This window comes from Rhodococcus sp. FW305-130 (genome assembly GCF_058788335.1).
In genome coordinates, this window is sequence record NZ_JBYTAP010000005.1 from 445,196 (window position 1) to 465,113 (window position 19,918).

Here is a 19,918-nt window from a genome sequence, read left to right on the forward strand (position 1 = left end):
CGAATGTCGATCGGACCCGCCTTTGACAGTATTCCACCACGTCTCTAACGTGAACACCGTTCAACTTGTACGGTGTTCAATTTTGCTGGTTTCGAAGGAGACGTCTGTGACCCCGCCCCCGATTAGCACGGCCCCTGCGACGGTCGACATCCTCGACCAGGCGCGTGAGCAAGTTCTCGAAAGAGGAGTTGGCCTGACCGAAAGCCAGGTGCTCGACGTACTCCGACTCGACGACGACAGGCTCGAAGACCTGCTGGCTCTCGCCCACGATGTGCGTATGAAATGGTGTGGACCGGAGGTCGAGGTCGAGGGCATCATCAGCCTCAAGACGGGCGGTTGCCCCGAGGACTGCCATTTCTGCTCGCAGTCCGGACTCTTCCAGTCGCCGGTTCGCGCGGCCTGGTTGGACATCCCGAGCCTGGTGGAAGCTGCCAAGCAGACTGCGAAGTCGGGCGCTACCGAGTTCTGCATCGTGGCCGCCGTCCGCGGACCTGACGCCCGGTTGCTCGCTCAGGTAGCCGCAGGTATCGAGGCGATCCGCAATGAGGTCGACATCCAGATCGCCTGCTCGCTCGGCATGCTGACCCAGGAACAGGTCGACCAACTGGCCGCCATGGGTGTGCACCGGTACAACCACAACTTGGAGACCTCGAAGTCGCATTTCCCGAACGTCGTGACCACACACTCGTGGGAAGAGCGGTGGAACACGCTTCGGATGGTTCGCGAAGCAGGCATGGAAGTGTGCTGCGGCGGAATCCTCGGTATGGGTGAATCATTGGAGCAGCGCGCAGAATTTGCCGCGAACTTGGCTGAGCTCGAGCCGGACGAGGTCCCGCTCAACTTCCTCAACCCGCGTCCCGGCACCCCCTTCGGGGATCTGGATGTGCTGCCCGCCAGCGAGGCGCTCAAGTCCGTGGCGGCATTCCGTCTCGCGCTGCCCCGCACGATCCTGCGCTTCGCGGGTGGACGCGAGATCACCCTCGGCGACCTGGGTGCCAAGCAGGGCATCCTCGGCGGAATCAACGCCGTCATCGTCGGCAACTACCTGACCACCCTCGGGCGTCCCGCCGAGAAGGATCTGGATTTGTTGGTGGATCTGCAGATGCCGATCAAAGCACTGAACGACACCCTGTGAGCACTCCGGTGACCGAGGAGCGGTACAACCCGTTCACCGGGCGTCGGATCGTCGACGGTGTCGACGATCCGACGCCGACTGCGGCGTCGATGGGGCTAGAGCCGCCTCGCTTCTGCGAGCAGTGCGGGCGCCGCATGATCGTTCAGGTCAGCCCTGACGGATGGTGGGCGAAATGCTCCCGACACGGTGTCGTCGACTCGATCGACGCCGCCCGCAGGTAGCGTCACTCTGTGTGATCTCTCTTCGGCAGACTCGTCTGCGCACCGCGATCGTGATCGCCGCAACCACTGCGGGCGTGAGCGTGCTCGTCGGTGTGGTGTGGGCGTTCTTGGCTCCGGCCGAGCACCTGTTGGTGGTGTCCGAGGGGCGCGGCGTCGCGTTGACGGGTGAGAGCCTCCATCAGTTCGACGCGAGTGCTGTGTTCATCTGGCTGGCACTGATCGTCGGTGTGCTGTCGGCAGTAGCGGCGTGGTTGGCGCGTCTGAGTCGAGGCCCGTATGCCCTGGGCGGGTTGATAGTCGGCTCGGCGGCAGGTGCCGGACTGATGGCACTCGCGGGTTCGGGCGTGACAAAACTGCGTTTCCCCACCGCCGACAATCCGGCGGTCGGGGAGATCATCGCGCGTGCACCGAACATCGGCACGTTGCTCGTGCTTCTGTTTCAGCCGCTTGCGGCGTGCGTCGTGACTTTGGTTCTTGCGGTGCTCAATCCGTACGACGACCTCGGTGTTGGGGACCACCCGGAATCTGGGGATCCGGAATCCGGGGATCCGGCCACCGAGGCCGAACAGACCGACGACGAGGTCCAGCCGAAACTCCCGTAGCCGAAACTCCCGTAGCCGTTGCTTCTATACAGCCGTTGCTTCTATACAGCTGACGCTTCTCTATACCGCCGACGTCGACGGGCGGTTCGCTGCGGACTTCATTCGCACGTCACCCAACAGTCGACCCGAAATCAACGCTCCCAACCGGCGGGTTGCGAAGCGAGTGCTGATCGAGGACACCCAATTCGGCAAACCTGATACGACTGTCGGCGGTGCGTTGCGTCGATCCAGTGCCCGGAAAGCTGTATCCACCACCTGAGTTGCCGTCTGCATTCGCCCGACCGCAGCATCTTCGGAGCCGACGACGTCGAAGAACTCGGTTCGTGTCGGGCCGGGGCACACCGCCAATACGGTCAATCCGCTGCCGCGAGCTTCTGCCCAGAGTGCTTCGGTGAAGTTGAGTACAAAAGCCTTGGACGCGCCGTAGACGGCCATGCCAGGGGTCGGCTGGAACGACGCCGTGCTCGCGATGTTGACGAGCGCTCCACGTCCGCCCAGGAGATCGGGCAGGAAGGTGTGCGTCAGTTCGACCAGCGTGGCGATGTTGAGCTGAATTTCGGACGTGACGCGCTCGAGATCTTCGTCCACGAATGCTCCGTGTGTTCCGAATCCGGCGTTGTTGATCAGCGAGGTGACGGTGATGCCACGGTTTGTCAGCTCCTGGTGCAGTGTTGCGCCGACGCCGGGCGCCGCCAGGTCGGCAGGCAGAACTGTGACTGTGATGCCGTGGGCGACGCGGAGTTCGGTAGCGAGGGCTTCGAGGCGATCTGCCCGCCTGGCGACGAGAACCAGATTTGCACCGCGAGCGGCGAAGCGGTGAGCGAATTCCACTCCGAGCCCAGCGCTGGCTCCGGTGATGAGGACGGTGGTTCCGGTTACGTCGATGGCCATGGTGGCTCCTTCGGTTCGGGTGATCCCAAATGTAGGCACTGACACCATAGTTGTCAATGACAACATTTTGATATGGTGCCACCATGCCCGCCCACGAACAGCCGTACCACCACGGCAGCCTGCGACAGGAACTCCTGGCTTCGGCTGAAGCGACCCTCGAGCGAGATGGCGTCGACAAGTTGTCGCTGCGGCAGCTTGCGCGCGAGGCGGGCGTGAGTCACGCGGCCCCTGGCAAGCATTTTCGCGACCGTCAGGCTTTGCTCGACGCCTTGGCTGAAAGCGGATTCCATCGGATGACCGGTGCACTCGAGCGAGCAGTTTCGGAGGCGCCGCCGACCGCGAAAGCCCGGTTCTCCTCGCTCGCCAACGCCTATGTGGATTTTGCGCTCGAGCATCCGGGCCTGTTGTCTCTGATGTACAGCAACAAGCATGCACCCGGTGCGGCCGAGACTGTCGTGAACGCGGGGCACGCGACGATGGATCTGACCGTTCGGCTCGTATCGGAAGCGCAGGCTGCGGGTGACATTGCCGCCGGCGATCCGGAAAGTATTGCGCTGGTTGCCTTTGCGACGTTCCATGGCGTCGCGACGCTGGCCGCGGGCGGAATGTTGGGCGACGTGCCGGTCGGCGATGTGGTGAACGCGGCCTCGACGGTCTTCTGGGCGGGATTGTCTCGATCTGCCTGATGTGTGGGCGCGCGCGGAATCCCCAGAGTTCTCACAGAACCAACACAAGGGAGCCACAAGATTGCGGACTTACATGGGAGTCAAGAAGTTTGATTCCGAGTGGAGGTTTCGCAATGAGCGTTTCGGAGATCGCCCCGAACAGGGGAGTTGTACTTGTCACGGACATCGGATTCGAGCACGGTGCGCGTATCGCCACCGAGTTTCTCGACGCCGGTTGGAGCGTGGCGGCCACCGCGCGGACGGTGACAGAATTGGTGCGCGTCATGGCGGGAAAACCGACCCATCGCTTCTTTGCGATAGTCGCTGATCCGACGGATCGTTGGCAGGCCGATCGGATTCTCGATCGGGTGACGACGCGGTTCGGCGCAATCAATCGGGTCATCGATCCGGCCGGCGCGGTGAACTCGGCGTGGCTGCAACGCGGAAGTTTCGAAGCCGTTGCCTGAGAACCTGATCGACGTCAGCTCGGGGGACGCAGTGCAGCGAACTCGTCGGTGACTCGCAAGGTGGAGTCGGTGAAGCGGTACAGGGCCGGTGGGCGTCCGCCCGACTTGCCGGACGGTGCGGTGTTGCCGGTGGGAGTCAGTACGCCTCGGCGACCCAGTACGCGTTGCAAGTTGGTTGCGTCGACTTGGTAACCGAGCGCAGCGCAGTAGATTTCGCGCAGTGTCGACATCGCGAACTCTTCGGGAGCCAGCCCGAATGCGATGTTGGTGTAGGAGAGTTTTGCAGCCAGTCGATTACGCGCGTGCCGTACGACGGTTCCGTGGTCGAACGACATCTCCGGCAACTTCGAAACGGGGTGCCAGGCCGTGTCGGGTGGAAGTTGTGGGTCGGCGCTGAGGGGAACGAGTCCGAGGAAGGTCGACGCGATGCGGCGCGGGCCCGGCACTCGTTGTGGATCACTGAAGACGGAGAGTTGCTCGAGGTGGGCGACCTTTCGTAGGTCGACCTTCTCAGCGAGGAGTCGTCGAGCGGAGGTCGTCAGGTCCTCGTCGTCGCGCAAAGTGCCCCCGGGCAGTGACCATGTGCCTTTCTGCGGGTTGAGTGCGCGCTGCCACAGCAGCACGGCCAACTCTTCACGCCCTTGTGGGCAGTGATCGCCGTCACCTGCGGCGATGCTTGCGGGGAAGGTGCGAACTTGGAACACCGCTGCAAGCACTTCGTGGGTGGTGTTACTATTGGGCACGTTTTCGATCCTAAGTCGAAAACCTCGAATACGGAAATCCGGGCCAGCCCGTCCGGATTTGAACTGGGTGACGAGCCCGGGTTCACGGTGAAGGAGAACGCCATGACGACCACGACGTTATGGGAGGGATCGGCCTCGCAGATTCACGACGGCCCCGGCGGATACAACGGAGTCGAAGCGACCCCCGAGTGGGCCGCTGAGATCAAACGTCTGGCTCGCGAACGGGGCGCGACGATTCTTGCGCACAACTACCAGCTGCCTGCGATTCAGGACGTCGCCGATCATGTCGGCGACTCCCTGGCGCTTTCGCGAATCGCTGCCGAGGCGCCAGAGGACACGATTGTCTTCTGTGGTGTGCACTTCATGGCCGAGACCGCGAAGATCCTGTCGCCGTCCAAGACCGTGCTGATCCCGGACGAGCGAGCCGGCTGTTCTCTGGCCGACTCGATCAATGCCGAGCAGCTTCGTGAGTGGAAGGCCGACAACCCGAACGCGCTGGTGGTGTCGTACGTGAACACGACGGCAGAGGTGAAGGGTCTCACCGACATCTGCTGCACGTCGTCCAATGCCGTCGACGTGGTCAACTCGATTGATCCCGACCGGGAAGTTCTCTTCCTCCCGGACCAGTTCCTCGGAGCTCACGTCAAGCGCGTCACAGGCCGCACCAACATGCAGATCTGGGCCGGTGAATGCCACGTCCACGCGGGTATCAACGGTGACGAGTTGACGGCGAAGTCCAAGGCTCACCCCGATGCCGAGCTTTTTGTGCACCCTGAATGTGGTTGCGCTACTTCGGCTCTGTACCTCGCCGGTGAAGGCGCGGTACCCGCGGACAAGGTCAAGATCCTCTCCACCGGCGGAATGCTCGACGCTGCCCGCGTCACCAAGAGCAAGCAGGTTCTGGTCGCCACCGAGATCGGGATGCTGCACCAGTTGCGCAAGGCAGCGCCCGACGTCGATTTCCAGGCCGTCAACGACCGCGCGTCGTGCCCGTACATGAAGATGATCACGCCTGCCGCGTTGCTTCGCTGCCTTCTCGAGGGCAAGGACGAGGTCCACGTCGATCTCGAGATGGCCAAGCGTGCACAGAAATCGGTGCAGCGCATGATCGAGATCGGTAATCCGGGCGGCGGCGAGTGACCAGCCCTGCCGGGCGTTTCGCCTGGGAGGCTCATGCCGACCTGGTCGTCGTGGGAGGCGGTGTCGCGGGCCTCACCGCTGCGCGCACCGCTTCTCTGCGGGGGCTGAAAGTACTCACGGTCAGCAAGGGTGGTCCGACGGACACCTCGACTCAGTACGCGCAGGGCGGCATCGCAGTCGTCGACGATCTGAATACGGATTCCGTCGAGTCGCACGTTGCGGATACGTGTGAGGCCGGCGTCGGCTTGTGCGACGAGGAAGCTGTCTATTCCATCGTCGAAGCTGGTCACGACGCAGTTGCGGCGCTGGCCGCGTTGGGCGCGGTCTTCGATCGCGGGCGAGACGGCGAGGTGTCGCGCACCCGCGAGGGTGGGCACAGCACGCGTCGGATCATCCATGCGGGCGGCGACGCCACGGGCGCGGAAGTGCAGCGAGCTCTCAACGCTGCCGGCCTCCCCGTTCTGTTCGGTGCAGCGGCAGTCCAGGTGGTGACCAACCGGCGCGGGGTGTGTGGACTCATTGTCTCCTCGCCGGAAGGGCTCGGAGTGATCCATGCGCCCGCGGTACTGCTCGCTACCGGTGGACTCGGTCAGCTGTATGCCTGCAGTACAAATCCGCCCGGTGCAACTGCCGACGGAATCGCGTTGGCGCTCGAAGCAGGTGCGGCAATTGCGGATCTGGAATTCGTTCAGTTCCATCCGACGGTCCTCTTCACTCCGGGTGGAGTAGGTCGCCGGCCCTTGATCAGTGAGGCGGTCCGCGGCGAAGGTGCGATTCTTGTCGACACCAACGGCGATTCGGTCACCGCAGGTGTTCATCCGCTGGGTGATCTCGCCCCGCGTGACGTGGTCTCGCGCGCAATCGCAGCACGCCTACGAGATCTCGGCACCGATCACGTCTACCTCGACGCCCGCAAGCTCGACGGCTTCGATTCGCGGTTCCCGACGATCACCGCATCCTGTCTCGAAGCGGGCATCGATCCACGCACCCAACTCATTCCGGTCGCTCCGGCCGCGCACTACTCGTGCGGTGGAGTCGCCACCGACGTCCATGGACGAACGGGAGTGCCTGGACTCTACGCAGCCGGCGAAGTGGCTCGCACGGGATTGCACGGCGCGAATCGTCTTGCGTCCAACAGCCTTCTCGAGGGTTTGGTGGTCGGGGAGCGTGCCGGAATCGCAGCTGCCGAGCGTCGAGAGGTTCATGCCGAAGTGGTCAACGTGGTGCGCAAGCCGATGCCGATCCTCCCACGAGAGACTGTGCAGTCCGTCATGACAGCACACGCGTCGGTGGTTCGCGACGGAGGCGGTCTCCAGACTGCGCGAGCCGCGCTTGCCGACGCCGATCAGACAGTGGCGGTGGCTGCTGGGGACCTCGAAGACGCGGCGCTCACACTGACCGCGACAGCGTTGGTCGATGTAGCCGTGGCACGAACCGAGAGCCGAGGCTGTCACACCCGCACCGACTATCCTGAAACAGATCCGAATCAGCGTCGCAGCACTCGGATCAAGATGAGTGCCGATGGAGCGCTCGAAATACCAGACATGTTGTTGACAGGAGTTCATTGATGACCGAGCAGAAGATCCTGCCCGCGCCGCTCGACCGTGACGAACTGCTCACGTTGGTCAGGCTCGCTCTGGACGAGGATCTGCGCTATGGCCCTGATATCACTTCTACCGCAACGGTTCCCGCCGATGCGGTCGCGAAGGCTTCGGTCGTCTCACGCTCCTCGGGTACTGTCGCCGGCATCGACGTCGGACTGCTTGTTCTCGACGAGGTGATCGGCGCGGGTAACTACGAGGTCGTTGATCGGGTGGCCGATGGAACTCGGGTTGCGCCAGGTCAATCGGTGCTCACCGTCGTCGCGCCCACCCGCGGCCTTCTCACGGCAGAGCGGACGATGCTCAACCTCGTCTGCCATCTCTCGGGAATCGCCACGGCGACGTCGCAGTGGGTCGACGCCATCGCCGGCACTCATGCCAAAGTGCGGGACAGCCGAAAGACACTGCCCGGACTACGTTCTCTGCAGAAATATGCAGTCCACGTGGGCGGAGGCGTCAACCACCGCATGGGATTGGGTGACGCGGCGTTGATCAAGGACAACCACGTTGCCGCTGCCGGTTCGGTGGTCGCAGCACTTCGTGCGGTCCGTGAGCTCGCCCCGGACATCGAGTGCGAAGTCGAGGTCGACAACCTCACTCAGCTCGACCAGGTGCTGGCGGAGAACGTGGAACTTGTTCTGCTGGACAACTTCCCGCTGTGGCAGACGCAGATCGCGGTCCAACGCCGAGACGCTGTTGCCCCCGAAACCAAGCTCGAGTCATCCGGTGGTCTCACCATCGACGTTGCCGCAGAGTACGCCCGAACCGGCGTCGACTACCTCGCTGTAGGTGCCTTGACGCACTCGGTGACAGTGCTCGACCTCGGGCTCGACATGTAGGTGCCGCTATCGCTCGGCGTCCAGCAGTTGCGGGACGGCCGAGCGAAGCGCGCTTGTCACGGTTGCGACCGCCGGGTGAGCGTCGGAGCCGGCTCGGTGTGCGATCTTGGTCCTTCGTCGAATGGGCATCGGCGTCAGGCGCACTCCGAGTGGCGGATGGATGGCTCCGAGTTCCGGGACCAGTGAAACGCCCTGCCCTGCAGCGACGAGGGCGAGAACGGTGGCGAACTCGTCGATGTGGTGTCGCACTTTCGGGGTGAACCCGGCCGCTTGGCACGCGCGAATGGTCATTGCATGACAAGCAGTTCCGGGGATCGCAGTAATCCAGTGCTGCTCCACGCAGTGGGTCAGCGCGGTAATGGTGCTGTCGGGATCTGTAGCGGTGTCGTTCGACGCCAGATAGACCGATTCGCTGCACAGAGGCAACGCTGTCAGGCCCGGTTCGCTGGGACGAGGGACGAAGTCGTAGTCGTGAATCAACGCCAAGTCCAGATTCCCAGCTCGTAGGGCGTCGGCGACGTCCGCTGGGTCGATCTCCGAAACCATCGGTTCCAACCCGGGATGCTCGCGAGAGAGGGCGATCAATGCCGGCGGGAGGATCGCCCGTGCGGCGGTCGGGAACGTTCCGATGCGCAGCGGCCCCGCCAGTCCACGACGCGCGTCGACCAATTCACCCGACGCCTGCTCCAGGCGTTGCAGGATGACTTCGGCATGACGTGCGAGGTTCTCACCGGCCGGCGTGAGGCGGACGCGACGGCCTGTTCGTTCCAGCAGCGGCACGCCGGCTTCACGTTCGAGGACGGCCAATTGCTGCGACACCGCGGAGGGACTGAACGACAGCGCCTCGGCAACGGCAACGATGGTTCCGCGCAGCGCTAGTTCGCGCAATAGCTTCAGTCGACGAACATCGAGCATCAGCTCAGCTTACGCTCGACGATGGAAATGCGAACTAGACCTACAAGGTCTGTTCGGTGAGGCTGAGTTCTATGACTATGACTATGACTATGACTACGACTCGAGTTGACCTGGCCGGAATCCATGTACCACTGATCACGCCCTTCGAGAGCGACGGTCGTGTTGCAACCGACGCACTCGAACAGCTTGCGCACCAGGTCCTCTCCGACGGTGCGGTCGGACTCGTTGCACTGGGGACTACAGCGGAAACCGCAACCCTCACCGAGCAAGAGAGAGTGACCGTTCTGGATATCTGTGCGAGCGTGTGCCGTGCGAGAGGTGCGACGTTGATCGTGGGCGCGGGTAGCAACGACACGGCGGGCAGTGCGCAGGCGCTCGGGAGGCTGACTCGGTGGCCTGACGTCTCGGCGGCCTTGGTGCCGGTTCCCTCCTTCACGAGGCCGTCGAAAGCCGGTGTGGTGGCGCATTTCGCGCATCTGCAGTCGTCGAGCCCCGTGCCGCTGATCGTCTATCACGTGCCGTACCGAACTGCGTGCGATCTGGACAGCGGCACTTTGCGGGAGCTGGGTGCTTTGCCCGGGGTTGTTGGTGTGAAGTATGCAGCGGGCGGTATCGACGCAGCTGCCGTCGAACTCTTCGCGGATCTTCCGGACGACTTCGCCGTATTGGCGGGGGATGATCTGTTTCTCGCGCCGCTTCTGGCCTTGGGGGCGTCAGGCGGAATCTTGGCGTCCGCTCATCTGTCGACCGCCGAGTTCGTGCGCCTGGTGAAGGCTTGGGACAGTGGAGATGTGGACAGTGTTCGCGATCTTGGGCGACGGTTGTCGACGCTGTCAGGAGCTCTCTTTTCCGAATCGAACCCGACTGTCATCAAGGGCGTGTTGCATGCATTGGGGCAGATTCCGACTCCCCATGTGCGACTGCCGTTGCTACCTGCGAGTGACGAATCGGTAGCGCGGGCGCTTGAGGTCTACCACTCTTGACTCGAACGGGTGTTCGAGTATTGTTGGGGGTGGGGATCGGGGGATTCAATGAGTGTCTATCTGTCGGATGTGGTTTCGGGTTCTGCGGTGGGGTTGCGCGGACGCCTGTGGCGGTTGTCTGCTTCTGAGTTGCGTGCTGCTGCTATCGAGGCGAGTTCGGAGATTCTGCGTCTCGAGGCTGTTCGTGTGGCGGTGGTGGACGAGTTGTCGTTGCGGCCGGATGATCAGGTGATCGCGAGCCGCGGGGTGGGTTGCTGGTTGGCGGCAAACACGATGCTGCAAATCCGGGACGGGAAGAAGATCGCCGCCCTCGGTGCAGCGCTACGCCCGTTTCCGGCAGTGGCGACCCGATTCGATGACGGGGACTGCTCGTTCGATCATGCCGTGTTGATCGTGGCGTTCTGCGAATCACCACCAAAGGGCATGCCTGACGAAGCGCTACCGAAGTGCATCGATTTGTTGTTGGCTGCCGCTTCCGGAGTGGAGGCCACGACCACGAAAGTGCGAAACGTCATCGCGACCTTGGAGCGCATTTTCGAATCGGATGAGATTCCACCCGCCGAAGATGTGGATCGGAACGAGTTGCGGATCGCGTCGACGTTGAACGGTCGGGTGGTGGTGCGCGGAGATTTCGATGCTCTCACCGGGGAAATGTTGTTGTCGGCATTGTCGAATCTGACGATGCCCACCCCGGCACCGGATGGAACCCCGGATTCTCGGTCGGCGGCGAAGCGGACCGCGGACGGGTTCACCGAACTGATCCGCCGCTACCTGGACTGCGCCAAAACCGGCACCGACGGTGGTCAGCGTCCGCACGTGAACGTGCACATCAACGCCCGTGATCTGGCGGAGCACCGGGACTGCGCCGGAACACCCGCTGCTCCTGATGGTGGAGCGGCTGTGTCGGATCTCGATGTCGGGCACATGCCCTGGCTGGGGCCGCTGTCGGTGTCGCAGAGCAGACTCCTTGGATGTGATTGTTTCCTCTCGACTGTTCTGCTCGACGGTCACGGCGTGCCGTTGGATGCGAGACCCGGAAAGCGATTGGTGTCCGCGGAGCAGCGAGTGGCGTTGATCGCCCGGGACAAGGGTTGCGCGTTCCCGGGCTGCGCGTGCGTGCCTGCGTGGACGGATGCGCATCATATTCGGCACTGGGCGAACGGTGGCCCGACGGTGATGAACAACCTTGTCCTGCTGTGCCGTTCACATCACCGGCTGATGCACCGGAAATCCGGTTTCGTCGGGAAATGGGAGATTCGGATCGGCGCCGACAACAAACCGTGGTTCATCCCGCCGCCCTCGATCGACCCGCAGCAGCATCCGCGGCCGGCCAACACCACATTCAAAACCTGACTGAGTGGTGAGACCCGTTCAGATACACAACTTCACGTCGATAGGCTTCAACTCGGAGATACATCCGGGTTGGGGCCTGGAGGCCGTGTTGTTGTGAACGGCTGCAGATATGGGGGAGGTCATATGGTTGTGGACGTTGTGCAAGCGGTCGAGGCCGATGGGCCGGAGATTCTGGCGCTGCGGCACGCGGCAGAAGACTGGTTGGCAGAACGCGGAATCATCCAGTGGCGCCCACGCGAAGTGTCTGTCGAGCAGGTCGGGGAGCAGATTTCGAGAGGGGAGTTCTTTGTTGCGCGAGACCGGGCGCAGTCAAGGATTGTCGGCGCCCTGCGGTTGATCTGGTCAGATCCCGTGGTCTGGCCCGATTCGAACGAGCCTGCCGGCTACGTGCACGGATTGGTTATCGATCGAGAATTTTCGGGCACCTCGTTGGGCGAACGCTTACTCGTCTGGGCCCATCGACGGTCCGCGGAGGAGGGCGCGCAGTACTTGCGGCTCGATTGTGTCGAAACGAACGTGCGGTTGCGCCGCTATTACCGAGACGCGGGTTTCGCCGAGGTAGGGCGTCGTGACTTCGGAGATGTTGTCGACAACGGTTGGTTCAGCGTCGTGCTGTTCGAGCGCTCCCTGGCCTGATTCATTCACAGCAACTTTCCAGCCGGCTCCCAGTGCCGCCGGGGTTGAAAGCGCGATCGTTGGCAGGACAGTAACTCGTGAAGGGACTTCCTGATGACCGCCGTTCTGCATCCGGCCCCGCCTCAGCGGCCGGCACCAACTGCCCATCGAGCCGAGCCCTCGCCGTCGTGGTTCCGCACTCGCCGTACCGGATTGGCGCTGACGATCCTGTTGGCAGCAACGGCGGTCTTGTATTTGTGGAATCTGACCGCGAGTGGCTATGCCAACACCTTCTACGCTGCGGCGGCGCAGGCCGGCTCCCAGAATTGGAAAGCGTGGTTCTTCGGCTCCCTCGATACCTCGAATTTCATCACTGTCGACAAACCGCCCGCTTCATTGTGGGTCATGGGTCTGTCCGGACGAATCTTCGGATTTTCGAGTGCCAGCCTTCTTGTTCCGCAGGCGTTGATGGGCGTCGGATCGGTTGCGCTCGTGTATGCGGCCGTCAAACGAGTGGCGACCCCGGCTGCGGGTCTTGTGGCGGGAGCTGTGTTGGCAGCTACGCCCGCTGCCGCCCTGATGTTCAAGTTCGACAATCCTGATGCATTGCTTGTCCTGCTCATGACTCTCGCCGGCTACTTCGTGATTCGCGCCATGTGCACGGCGGTGGGTCGACGAGCCGCAATGTGGGTGGCGCTCGCAGGAGTCGCGCTGGGCTTCGCTTTTCTCACCAAGATGTTGCAAGGGCTGATCGTGTTGCCTGCATTTGGTGCCGCGTATTTGACGGCCGGACAGGTGCGCTTGCGGACTCGCCTGTTCCACCTGGTGATCGGTGCTGCGTCCGTTGTCATATCGGCTGGGTGGTGGGTGTTGGCAGTGTGGCTGTGGCCCGCTGATTCTCGCCCGTACATCGGCGGATCGACCAACAACAGCGTCATGGACTTGGTACTGGGATACAACGGATTGGGTCGACTTTTCGGGAACACCGGTGGCGGAATGTCCGGTGGTAGTAGTGGAATGGCCGGTGGCAGTGCAGGTTCCAGCTTTGGGGGAAGTGCCGGACTCGATCGGCTGTTCGGCAGCGAGATGGGTATCCAGATTTCCTGGCTGATTCCTGCGGCACTGATCGCGTTGGTGTTCGGACTCCTCGCCCGTGGGCGGGCACCGCGCACAGATCTTCTCCGTGCGTCGTTGATCCTGTGGGGTGGTTGGTTTCTCGTTACCGGCCTGATCTTCAGCTACATGTCCGGAACGATCCACCCCTATTACACAGTTGCGCTGGCGCCTGCTGTTGCGGGGATGATCGGCGTCGGTGGATACGCCCTGTGGTTGGTGCGTGCCCGCTGGATCGGGCGCTGCGGCTTGGCAGCGATGATGCTGGCCGCAGGAATTTGGAGCTGGGTGTTGTTGCACCGCAATGCCGAATGGCTGCCGATGCTGAAGTGGATTCTGTTGGCGGGCACTGTCGTCGGCGCGATCCTGGTTCTGGTGGAAGCCAAGGGTCGATTTCGCAAGCTCGCTGTCGCTGGATTGATCATCGGTTCGTTGGCAGGGATAACCGGTTCGGCGTCTTACGCGATTGCCACTGCCGCAACAGCGCATGGTGGGTCCATCCCGACGGCAGGACCAACCGGCGCCGTGTCCGACTCCGGAATGGGCGGGGGAGGAGGCATGGGTGGGGGCCAAGGGCAGGGAGACGGTGAGGCTCTGCCGAACTCTGATGACGCGAGCAGTAATCCGACGGCGAGTGGGCCAGGAACAACGAGTGGGCCAGGAACAAGCAGTGGTAGCGAAAGTACTTCCGAGTTGACGGCAATGTTGGTCAATGCGGGCACCACGTGGTCGGCCGCGACCAACGGCTCGCAAAGCGCAGCAACCTACGAGTTGGCCAGCGATACTGCGGTGATGGCGATCGGCGGTTGGAGTTCTGATCCCGCACCGACGCTGGACCAGTTCATCGAGTACGTGGCAGACGGCGAGGTCCACTACTACATCGCCAGTGGCCAGGGCGGAAGCCCGAAAGATGGCCAAGGCGGGGAGAGTACGTCGAGCGCTATTCAGGAATGGGTCGAAGCGAATTTCACGTCGACAACGGTGGGAAATTCCACGATCTACGACCTCAGCGGGTATGTCGGATAGCGACGTAGTTGTTGTCATAGGCAATGATCGAGAAATGTCTGGGCGCACCGCACACGAGTCGAACCGTCGCCGCGAGCAATGGACCTGGCGCGACGGGCTGGTGATCGTCTCGATCGTCGCATTGGGAACTGTTGTCGCAGCGGTGACGAACGAGGGCGCGGGCACGTCGATTCCCGGCTGCGAGTCGGTGGAATCGCCAGGTCCGCCGGTGCGCATCAACTACGGTTTTACCGGTGAGCCCGGTTATGACGACCCGGACTATCCATGGTTCTCGGGACCGAAGGCCACCGCCATGAGCGACGCACTACTCGAATCGTTGCCTTCCGATGTCGACGTTGCATTTGCGAGTCCATCGAAATCGCTCGAGTTTGCGCCGATCCAGAATTACCGGGGCGTTTCGTTTCCCGACGGGGTCGACCCGATCGAGTTCAGCGGTTCGACGTCGGCGAAGGGAACCTTGACTCGCGTCGGGCGGACTGCGGATATCTCGGTTCAGGTTCGTGCATGGGATCAGCCGGTGCCACCGTGCCTGGAGGGGCTGGTGGATCGGCGGGAGTATCTCGCGAACGGAACAGTGCTCGATATCTCAGATTTCGAGGACAGAGCAGATTTCGAAGACAAAGACGGTTCGGAAGTCGGGGGCGAGCGCGGTGTAGTCGCTTATCTCGGTGACGGATCCAGAGTTGTTGCGAGCATCGACACATCGACCGGGACTTCGACGGATACTGGTCCGCATTTGACGATGGACGAACTGATCGCGGTCGCGACAGCGCCCGGGCTCGCTGTGACTGAGCCGGTCCCAGACTCGACGCCGCCACCGATGGCATCCTGCTACACCGATTCCGTGAATGCCGGTCCACCTGCGACGCGCATGGATATCGACCGACTGAATCAGTTGCTCGATGCACGTTGGAAGGATCTCGGCGCGGAAGAGGTCACTTTGGAACGCTCGCTCGGTTCGCTGGTTCCGGATGACTACGGACGGGGAGGGGCGTGCGAACGAATCGTCGTCTCGACATCGGACGGCCGCGGTGATGTCGAGATATCGATTGGTACGGCCGTCCCGGAACCAGGCGCGATCCTGACGTTGCCCAACGCCACCACGGTGACTCGCCTGGTCGATCCCGATGGCTCGGGCGATGACACGGTCCGGGTTGTTCACCCCTCCGGCGAAACAGTAGTGGTGACCCAGTTCGTGACATCGGCTGGCTCCACATCGGCGTCGCCTTTGACGATCGAACAGCTCGAGTTCATCGCAACTACACCAGGATTGTTGATTTCGCGGTAGTAGTGGACGCGTCTCGGTTACCGTGTCGCGAATGGCAGGGGAAATTGGTCGGTGGCGTCTGTTGATTTGCGTAGTAGGCATGGCTTCCTCGATCGGACTCGTGGGATGCACAGTCGATCTGGAGCAATCGTCACCCTCGCGGGCGACACCATCCGGTGGTCTTTCTGCAGGTTCAGAGTGCCCAGGAGACCCCATTGTGGAGGCGGCATTGGCTGACGCACTGCGCTCACGAGCATCCGAGTTACCTACTGGATTGACAGTCGGCGGCGGATCGTTTGATAGTGAATCGCGAAATGTCCGCCTCGATCTGTGCGTCGTGGATACCGACCCGCGCGACTCGGCTTCGTTGACCGCCCGGGCCATTCAGGCTTCGCCTCTTGGTGATTCGGTGAGCTCGGTGGTCGTCCAAGTCCGCGAGCCGAATGGGTCGGCGACGACGGTGACGTGTGCCGACTTCACAGCGCACGACTTCTCGGGCGACCCTGCGGCGACGCGGAATGCGTGGGTGTAGGCATCAGCTGGCAGAATCGGAAGTCAATGTTCTTGTTGTCGAGTGACGTCGGAGGCTCAACGAATGGGCGATGCCAGCCCTGCTCGCGGTGACGACTTCTCCACGTGGTTCATTGACCAGTTCTCCGTGTACTGGCAGTCCGGTGGTGGAGCTCGCATCGAGGGACGCATTGCGGGCTATTTGTTGATCAGCGAGTCGCCAGGGGTCAGTGCCGAAGAGTTGGCGCAGGCACTGGGCGCCAGTCGCGGATCGGTGTCCACTTACATTCGCCGGTTGATCGACCGGGGGTTCGTCAAGCTCACGCGCAAGCCTCGGGATCGGACTCACTACTACGTCATGGATTCCGACGTGTGGGGCGGATTCCTCGAAACAGAGCACGTGTATCTCGAGAATCAACGCAAACTCGCGACTGAAGCACTGCAGTACGCAAATCCCAACGGCCCCGCCTACATTCGTGTCCTCAACATGCGCGATTACATGGGGTGGATCATCGACAATCGAATGTTGAGTAGCGAGTGGATGCGATTCAAAGCCCAACGCGACGGCAAGAAGCCCGCATCCGAATAGGACGCGGGCTTCTCGATCGCGCGATGCTGATCTACATCACTTGTTCAGCTTTGCGATTGACTCGTCGATCATCGGCACGTAGCGCTCGAGCGACCAGGGCACGGTCAGCGGGTTGATCATCGAGGAACCGGTGACGAAGGGCTGCTCGGTCGGAGCGATGACAGTTCCCCGAGTCACAGCGGGGATGGCCTGGTAGGCCGGCTGCGCTTCGATCTCGGCCCGATTGGCCGGGTCCGAGTAGAAGGTGAAGAGCAGGTCGGACTTGTCGAGGAGGTTTGCGTTCTCGAGGCCGATGACGGCGGAGTCTGTTCCTTCAGATTCCGTCAAGGTGTAGACGACGGGATCCACCTGCAAGCCGAGTGCGCGGACCATGGCCACGCGCTGCTCTTCGGCGAAGAAGACGCCGAGGGTTCCTGGACCCGTGTTGTAGATGAAGGAGAAGCTGACGTCGGCGTAGTTCGGATGTGCTGCAGTCGATTCCGCGAACTGCGACTTGATCTTGTCGATTTCGGCTGTCGCCTTCTCGGATTCGCCCATGGCTTTGCCGATGACGTTGATTTGCTCTTCCCACGTGATGGTCCACGGGCTTTCGGCGTAGGCGACGGTCGGCGCGAACGCGTTCAGAGAGTCGAACTGCTGCTGGGTGATGCCGGACCAGGGGGCGAGGATCAGGTCGGGCTCAAGAGCGATGATCGCTTCGATGTTGAGGTCGGTGCCGCCGGTGAACTGCTCTGGCAGTTCGCCACCCTGCTTCGTGACCGCTTCGTGCACCCACGGCAGATATCCGGTGTCGTCGCTGCCCCATGCGTACTTTTCGACGCCGACGGGAATTGTGCCGAGCGCGATCACGGTCTCCGCCGACCCCATGCCGAGGGTCACGATTCGCTCGGGCTTTTCGGTGATGACGGCGTTTCCGAGCGCACTTTCGATGGTGACGGTTTCGAAGTCGCTGCTGCTCGATTCGGTTGCGGTGTCGTTGTTACTGCATCCGCCGATTACAAGGGCGGCAATGACCAATCCGCTCAGGGCCACAGTTCGGCGAAGTGAGCGCACACGGGCGTATCGCATGGGGAACCTTCCGTTGTCGATGCGCCGAGGAGTGAGACTCCGACGGATCGCAGCCGACGGCCGGTTCCAGGCGCGTCAGGAAGCATAGGCTAGCCTTTGCCGAAGTTTCAAATCTGTTGAAAGTTCGCGCGGCGGCAAACGTCGACACGACAGGGGGATCCGTCGACGTTTGCCGGTCAGGCTCAGCAGGTAGGCACGTCGACCGTGATCTTCGGCTCGTCGACCAGCGGCTGGACAGGGACACGGGCTTCGCCCTCGGCTGTTGGCTCGGTCAGATCGAACTTCAGCTCAACGGTCTGCCCTCGCGGAATGACGGCCCTTGTCATGAATGCCGGGTGGCCCTGTTCGGTTCCGTTGACGGCAAACGAAATCTGCCCGCCCACGGAGACTGCGTCGAGTTTGGCGCCGGTCGTTGCCAGTAGTGTGACTGCAGCCACGTTGGTGCCCTTGGGTAGTCGTCCGGGGTTGTCGACGATCCCGCTGACATATTCAGTCAGGTCGGCGTCGGGCGCGTTGTTTGTCAGTCGAACGGTGACCGTTGTCTTTCGGGTGTCGCCGGTGCACGTCTGGGCTGTGTAGTCGATTTCTCGTGTGAGGTAGTAGTCGAGCTTGTTGCCGGCTTGGTTGTTGATCACCACACCGGCGTACGGAGCGGCATCATCGGGAATGGTGTGCCCGAGGACGGTGTCGGCGAGAACCGACTGTTCGTCGGGGTGAGAGCTCCACACGGCGATTCTGCCCTCGCTGACGCCCTTGCCCAGAGCTTCCAGCAGTGCGCTCGGCGACTTGATGTTCCCGGTCATCTTCTCCACGACACGAGCTGCGATTGTCTGCAGATACTGCTTTCGTGCCTTGTTGTCGGAAGGGAAGCGAGCGTACGCAGTCGACTCGGTCAGTTCCACGACGTTGTCGGCGGTGACCGACTCTCCGTCGGGCATCTTGATCGGTCCCACCGCTGCGAGGATGTAACTCAGGGCGATCGGATCGGTCGCTATCGCACCGTCGACCATCTCACCCCCGGACTCCTGTGACCACAGGGACTGCCAGATCTGCGCTGCGTAGGGAAAGTGCGAGCTGAGGTTGCTGTTGCGAGAATCGGTGGTCGGGCGACTGGTTCCGTACAGCTGATTGAAGTCAGGACCAAGGTCTATCGGTTGATTGTCCAGTGTTAGTTCGGAGTTGGGGGAGAGCGTGTCCACCCGAGCGGCGCCGTTGTCGACTCGGACGATGCCGTATCCACCCAACAGACCGCCGGTTCCTCGGGCTTCGGCATTGGTCTGGAAACCGATGAAGTAATTGCGCGGTCCGTCGGTGCCGAGCATCGCCGGTGCGATGCGCGCCGCGGTGGCGGTGTTCGTCAGGAGGGTAGCCAGTTCGCTTGTCTGCGACTGCAATTCTGCTCTGGCATCGTTAACTCGGCCCAGGTACTTCGATTCGCGAACTTCCTGTGCCTGCGACGACAGCAATTCCGCGGCGATAGCTGTTTCGGCCAATTTCGGTTCCGCTTCGCGTAACGGTGCGAGTGCCAAGCGTCCACCAGGCTGGACCAATTCCGTTGGTGCGAGTGAAGTTCCGACAGTGACAGCGGGACCGAGAACGTCACGCGTGAGTCCCTGAACGACCTCGGTCATCTGACGCGTCGTGTCGAAGGGCGACCCGATGACCGGAATTGCGGCGGCGATGTTCCAGGGGAGTGAATGGGTGTTGTCGTACGCTGCGGATGCATTTCGATCGGCTTCCGCCGCGGTGGACTCTGCGACCCCGGTATCTCCGGCCAGAAGTGCACTCTTCGCCGATTGTGCATGGTCGCGAGCTGCTTCAAGGTTGTCTTTTGCCTCGTATGCCGTGTACCCGAGCCAGGCCACGAAACCGCCCACGACCAGTGCCGTTCCCGTGATTGCGAGTACAGTTCGACGGCCTCCCGGCAGGGTGACCGTCCTCTTCGGTTCGCGCTCCGGGCCCCTCGGTGGGATGGTGTTGGAGCCGCTCGGTTCAGCCCCGGAATCGTCGTCGGACTTTGGTCCCACCGTGTCGTTGTTCATCCGCTGAAGCTCCTGACGTTTGAGTGCGTGAAAGCTGCGTCGACATGTCTAGCAGTGTTGGCCCAGTGGTGAAAACTTAGACGAGACAGTAGGGTTCGGTTCGGCCGTTCGTGGTGTTCGCTCCCATGGATTC

19 protein-coding genes are annotated in these 19,918 nt (G+C 62.2%); 14 read left to right on the forward strand and 5 right to left on the reverse strand.

Translation table 11 applies throughout. The features are described from left to right. Positions 1 to 121 precede the first annotated feature (121 nt). From bioB to AC3WQS_RS18315, 3 genes are read left to right on the forward strand one after another with little or no spacing between them, the layout of a single operon-like run. Positions 122 to 1,135, forward strand: coding sequence for a biotin synthase BioB (bioB, locus tag AC3WQS_RS18305; protein WP_024487821.1), 1,014 nt, complete (start codon positions 122 to 124; stop codon positions 1,133 to 1,135). Next, the gene (gene bsaP, locus AC3WQS_RS18310) at positions 1,132 to 1,356 is read left to right on the forward strand and encodes a biotin synthase auxiliary protein BsaP (RefSeq protein WP_019748812.1); all 225 of its coding nucleotides are present in this window, start codon (positions 1,132 to 1,134) and stop codon (positions 1,354 to 1,356) included. The genes bioB and bsaP overlap by 4 nt, the downstream gene beginning before the upstream one ends. A gap of 11 nt (positions 1,357 to 1,367) precedes the next feature. Beyond that, entirely contained in the window at positions 1,368 to 1,958 is a 591-nt protein-coding gene (locus AC3WQS_RS18315; protein ID WP_492713446.1) for a DUF2567 domain-containing protein, read from the forward strand. A gap of 60 nt (positions 1,959 to 2,018) precedes the next feature. Here AC3WQS_RS18315 and AC3WQS_RS18320 read toward each other — a convergent pair whose 3' ends face one another. Then, entirely contained in the window at positions 2,019 to 2,849 is an 831-nt protein-coding gene (locus AC3WQS_RS18320; RefSeq protein ID WP_019748810.1) for an SDR family NAD(P)-dependent oxidoreductase, read from the reverse strand. Between the two features lie 83 nt (positions 2,850 to 2,932). On the opposite strand from AC3WQS_RS18320, the gene AC3WQS_RS18325 reads away from it, so the two are divergent. Beyond that, positions 2,933 to 3,535, forward strand: coding sequence for a TetR/AcrR family transcriptional regulator (locus AC3WQS_RS18325; RefSeq protein ID WP_019748809.1), 603 nt, complete (start codon positions 2,933 to 2,935; stop codon positions 3,533 to 3,535). 113 nt (positions 3,536 to 3,648) lie between these two features. After that, positions 3,649 to 3,981 carry an SDR family NAD(P)-dependent oxidoreductase gene (locus AC3WQS_RS18330; protein ID WP_019748808.1) on the forward strand — a complete coding sequence of 111 codons (333 nt, stop codon included), beginning with the start codon at positions 3,649 to 3,651 and terminating at the stop codon, positions 3,979 to 3,981. 14 nt (positions 3,982 to 3,995) lie between these two features. On the opposite strand, the gene AC3WQS_RS18335 is transcribed toward AC3WQS_RS18330, so the two are convergent. Beyond that, positions 3,996 to 4,724, reverse strand: a complete 729-nt coding sequence (locus AC3WQS_RS18335) for an NUDIX hydrolase (protein ID WP_007733069.1) — start codon at positions 4,722 to 4,724, stop codon at positions 3,996 to 3,998. A gap of 102 nt (positions 4,725 to 4,826) precedes the next feature. On the opposite strand from AC3WQS_RS18335, the gene nadA reads away from it, so the two are divergent. Genes nadA through nadC form a run of 3 tightly spaced genes read left to right on the forward strand, consistent with a single transcriptional unit; the run spans position 4,827 to position 8,304 of the window. After that, complete coding sequence (gene nadA, locus AC3WQS_RS18340) at positions 4,827 to 5,864, forward strand: quinolinate synthase NadA (RefSeq protein WP_020908027.1); 1,038 nt, start codon at positions 4,827 to 4,829, stop codon at positions 5,862 to 5,864. After that, positions 5,861 to 7,432, forward strand: coding sequence for an L-aspartate oxidase (locus AC3WQS_RS18345; protein ID WP_029255523.1), 1,572 nt, complete (start codon positions 5,861 to 5,863; stop codon positions 7,430 to 7,432). The genes nadA and AC3WQS_RS18345 overlap by 4 nt, the downstream gene beginning before the upstream one ends. Continuing rightward, the gene (gene nadC, locus AC3WQS_RS18350) at positions 7,432 to 8,304 is read left to right on the forward strand and encodes a carboxylating nicotinate-nucleotide diphosphorylase (RefSeq protein ID WP_003941805.1); all 873 of its coding nucleotides are present in this window, start codon (positions 7,432 to 7,434) and stop codon (positions 8,302 to 8,304) included. The genes AC3WQS_RS18345 and nadC overlap by 1 nt, the downstream gene beginning before the upstream one ends. 6 nt (positions 8,305 to 8,310) lie before the next feature. Here nadC and AC3WQS_RS18355 read toward each other — a convergent pair whose 3' ends face one another. Then, positions 8,311 to 9,219 carry a LysR family transcriptional regulator gene (locus AC3WQS_RS18355; RefSeq protein WP_042952068.1) on the reverse strand — a complete coding sequence of 303 codons (909 nt, stop codon included), beginning with the start codon at positions 9,217 to 9,219 and terminating at the stop codon, positions 8,311 to 8,313. 89 nt (positions 9,220 to 9,308) lie between these two features. Here AC3WQS_RS18355 and AC3WQS_RS18360 point away from each other — a divergent pair, with 89 nt between their 5' ends. The 6 genes from AC3WQS_RS18360 (at position 9,309) to AC3WQS_RS18385 (ending at position 16,675) form a co-directional block, all read left to right on the forward strand. Continuing rightward, on the forward strand, positions 9,309 to 10,202 hold the full coding sequence (locus tag AC3WQS_RS18360; protein WP_492713447.1) for a dihydrodipicolinate synthase family protein: 894 nt from the start codon (positions 9,309 to 9,311) through the stop codon (positions 10,200 to 10,202). A gap of 48 nt (positions 10,203 to 10,250) precedes the next feature. Beyond that, on the forward strand, positions 10,251 to 11,555 hold the full coding sequence (locus AC3WQS_RS18365; RefSeq protein ID WP_492713448.1) for an HNH endonuclease signature motif containing protein: 1,305 nt from the start codon (positions 10,251 to 10,253) through the stop codon (positions 11,553 to 11,555). 123 nt (positions 11,556 to 11,678) lie between these two features. Beyond that, the gene (locus tag AC3WQS_RS18370; protein ID WP_492713449.1) at positions 11,679 to 12,191 is read left to right on the forward strand and encodes a GNAT family N-acetyltransferase; all 513 of its coding nucleotides are present in this window, start codon (positions 11,679 to 11,681) and stop codon (positions 12,189 to 12,191) included. 93 nt (positions 12,192 to 12,284) lie between these two features. Then, positions 12,285 to 14,309 carry an ArnT family glycosyltransferase gene (locus AC3WQS_RS18375; RefSeq protein WP_492741524.1) on the forward strand — a complete coding sequence of 675 codons (2,025 nt, stop codon included), beginning with the start codon at positions 12,285 to 12,287 and terminating at the stop codon, positions 14,307 to 14,309. Between the two features lie 34 nt (positions 14,310 to 14,343). Continuing rightward, positions 14,344 to 15,597 carry a hypothetical protein gene (locus tag AC3WQS_RS18380; RefSeq protein ID WP_492713288.1) on the forward strand — a complete coding sequence of 418 codons (1,254 nt, stop codon included), beginning with the start codon at positions 14,344 to 14,346 and terminating at the stop codon, positions 15,595 to 15,597. A gap of 574 nt (positions 15,598 to 16,171) precedes the next feature. Beyond that, on the forward strand, positions 16,172 to 16,675 hold the full coding sequence (locus AC3WQS_RS18385; RefSeq protein WP_020908019.1) for a GbsR/MarR family transcriptional regulator: 504 nt from the start codon (positions 16,172 to 16,174) through the stop codon (positions 16,673 to 16,675). 36 nt (positions 16,676 to 16,711) lie between these two features. Here the strand turns inward: AC3WQS_RS18385 and AC3WQS_RS18390 are convergent, their stop codons facing one another. Next, positions 16,712 to 17,743, reverse strand: coding sequence for an iron-siderophore ABC transporter substrate-binding protein (locus AC3WQS_RS18390; RefSeq protein ID WP_029255518.1), 1,032 nt, complete (start codon positions 17,741 to 17,743; stop codon positions 16,712 to 16,714). 182 nt (positions 17,744 to 17,925) lie between these two features. After that, positions 17,926 to 19,785 carry a DUF4012 domain-containing protein gene (locus AC3WQS_RS18395; protein ID WP_492713289.1) on the reverse strand — a complete coding sequence of 620 codons (1,860 nt, stop codon included), beginning with the start codon at positions 19,783 to 19,785 and terminating at the stop codon, positions 17,926 to 17,928. Positions 19,786 to 19,918 lie beyond the last annotated feature (133 nt).

Coding starts and splice junctions, on each gene's coding strand:
- AC3WQS_RS18320 (WP_019748810.1), bottom strand. CDS start 2,849: ATGGCCATCGACGTAACCGGAACCACCGTCCTCATCACCGGAGCCAGC.
- AC3WQS_RS18325 (WP_019748809.1), top strand. CDS start 2,933: ATGCCCGCCCACGAACAGCCGTACCACCACGGCAGCCTGCGACAGGAA.
- AC3WQS_RS18330 (WP_019748808.1), top strand. CDS start 3,649: ATGAGCGTTTCGGAGATCGCCCCGAACAGGGGAGTTGTACTTGTCACG.
- nadA (WP_020908027.1), top strand. CDS start 4,827: ATGACGACCACGACGTTATGGGAGGGATCGGCCTCGCAGATTCACGAC.
- nadC (WP_003941805.1), top strand. CDS start 7,432: ATGACCGAGCAGAAGATCCTGCCCGCGCCGCTCGACCGTGACGAACTG.
- AC3WQS_RS18355 (WP_042952068.1), bottom strand. CDS start 9,219: ATGCTCGATGTTCGTCGACTGAAGCTATTGCGCGAACTAGCGCTGCGC.
- AC3WQS_RS18360 (WP_492713447.1), top strand. CDS start 9,309: ATGACTACGACTCGAGTTGACCTGGCCGGAATCCATGTACCACTGATC.
- AC3WQS_RS18365 (WP_492713448.1), top strand. CDS start 10,251: ATGAGTGTCTATCTGTCGGATGTGGTTTCGGGTTCTGCGGTGGGGTTG.
- AC3WQS_RS18370 (WP_492713449.1), top strand. CDS start 11,679: ATGGTTGTGGACGTTGTGCAAGCGGTCGAGGCCGATGGGCCGGAGATT.
- AC3WQS_RS18375 (WP_492741524.1), top strand. CDS start 12,285: ATGACCGCCGTTCTGCATCCGGCCCCGCCTCAGCGGCCGGCACCAACT.
- AC3WQS_RS18380 (WP_492713288.1), top strand. CDS start 14,344: ATGTCTGGGCGCACCGCACACGAGTCGAACCGTCGCCGCGAGCAATGG.
- AC3WQS_RS18385 (WP_020908019.1), top strand. CDS start 16,172: ATGGGCGATGCCAGCCCTGCTCGCGGTGACGACTTCTCCACGTGGTTC.
- AC3WQS_RS18390 (WP_029255518.1), bottom strand. CDS start 17,743: ATGCGATACGCCCGTGTGCGCTCACTTCGCCGAACTGTGGCCCTGAGC.
- AC3WQS_RS18395 (WP_492713289.1), bottom strand. CDS start 19,785: ATGAACAACGACACGGTGGGACCAAAGTCCGACGACGATTCCGGGGCT.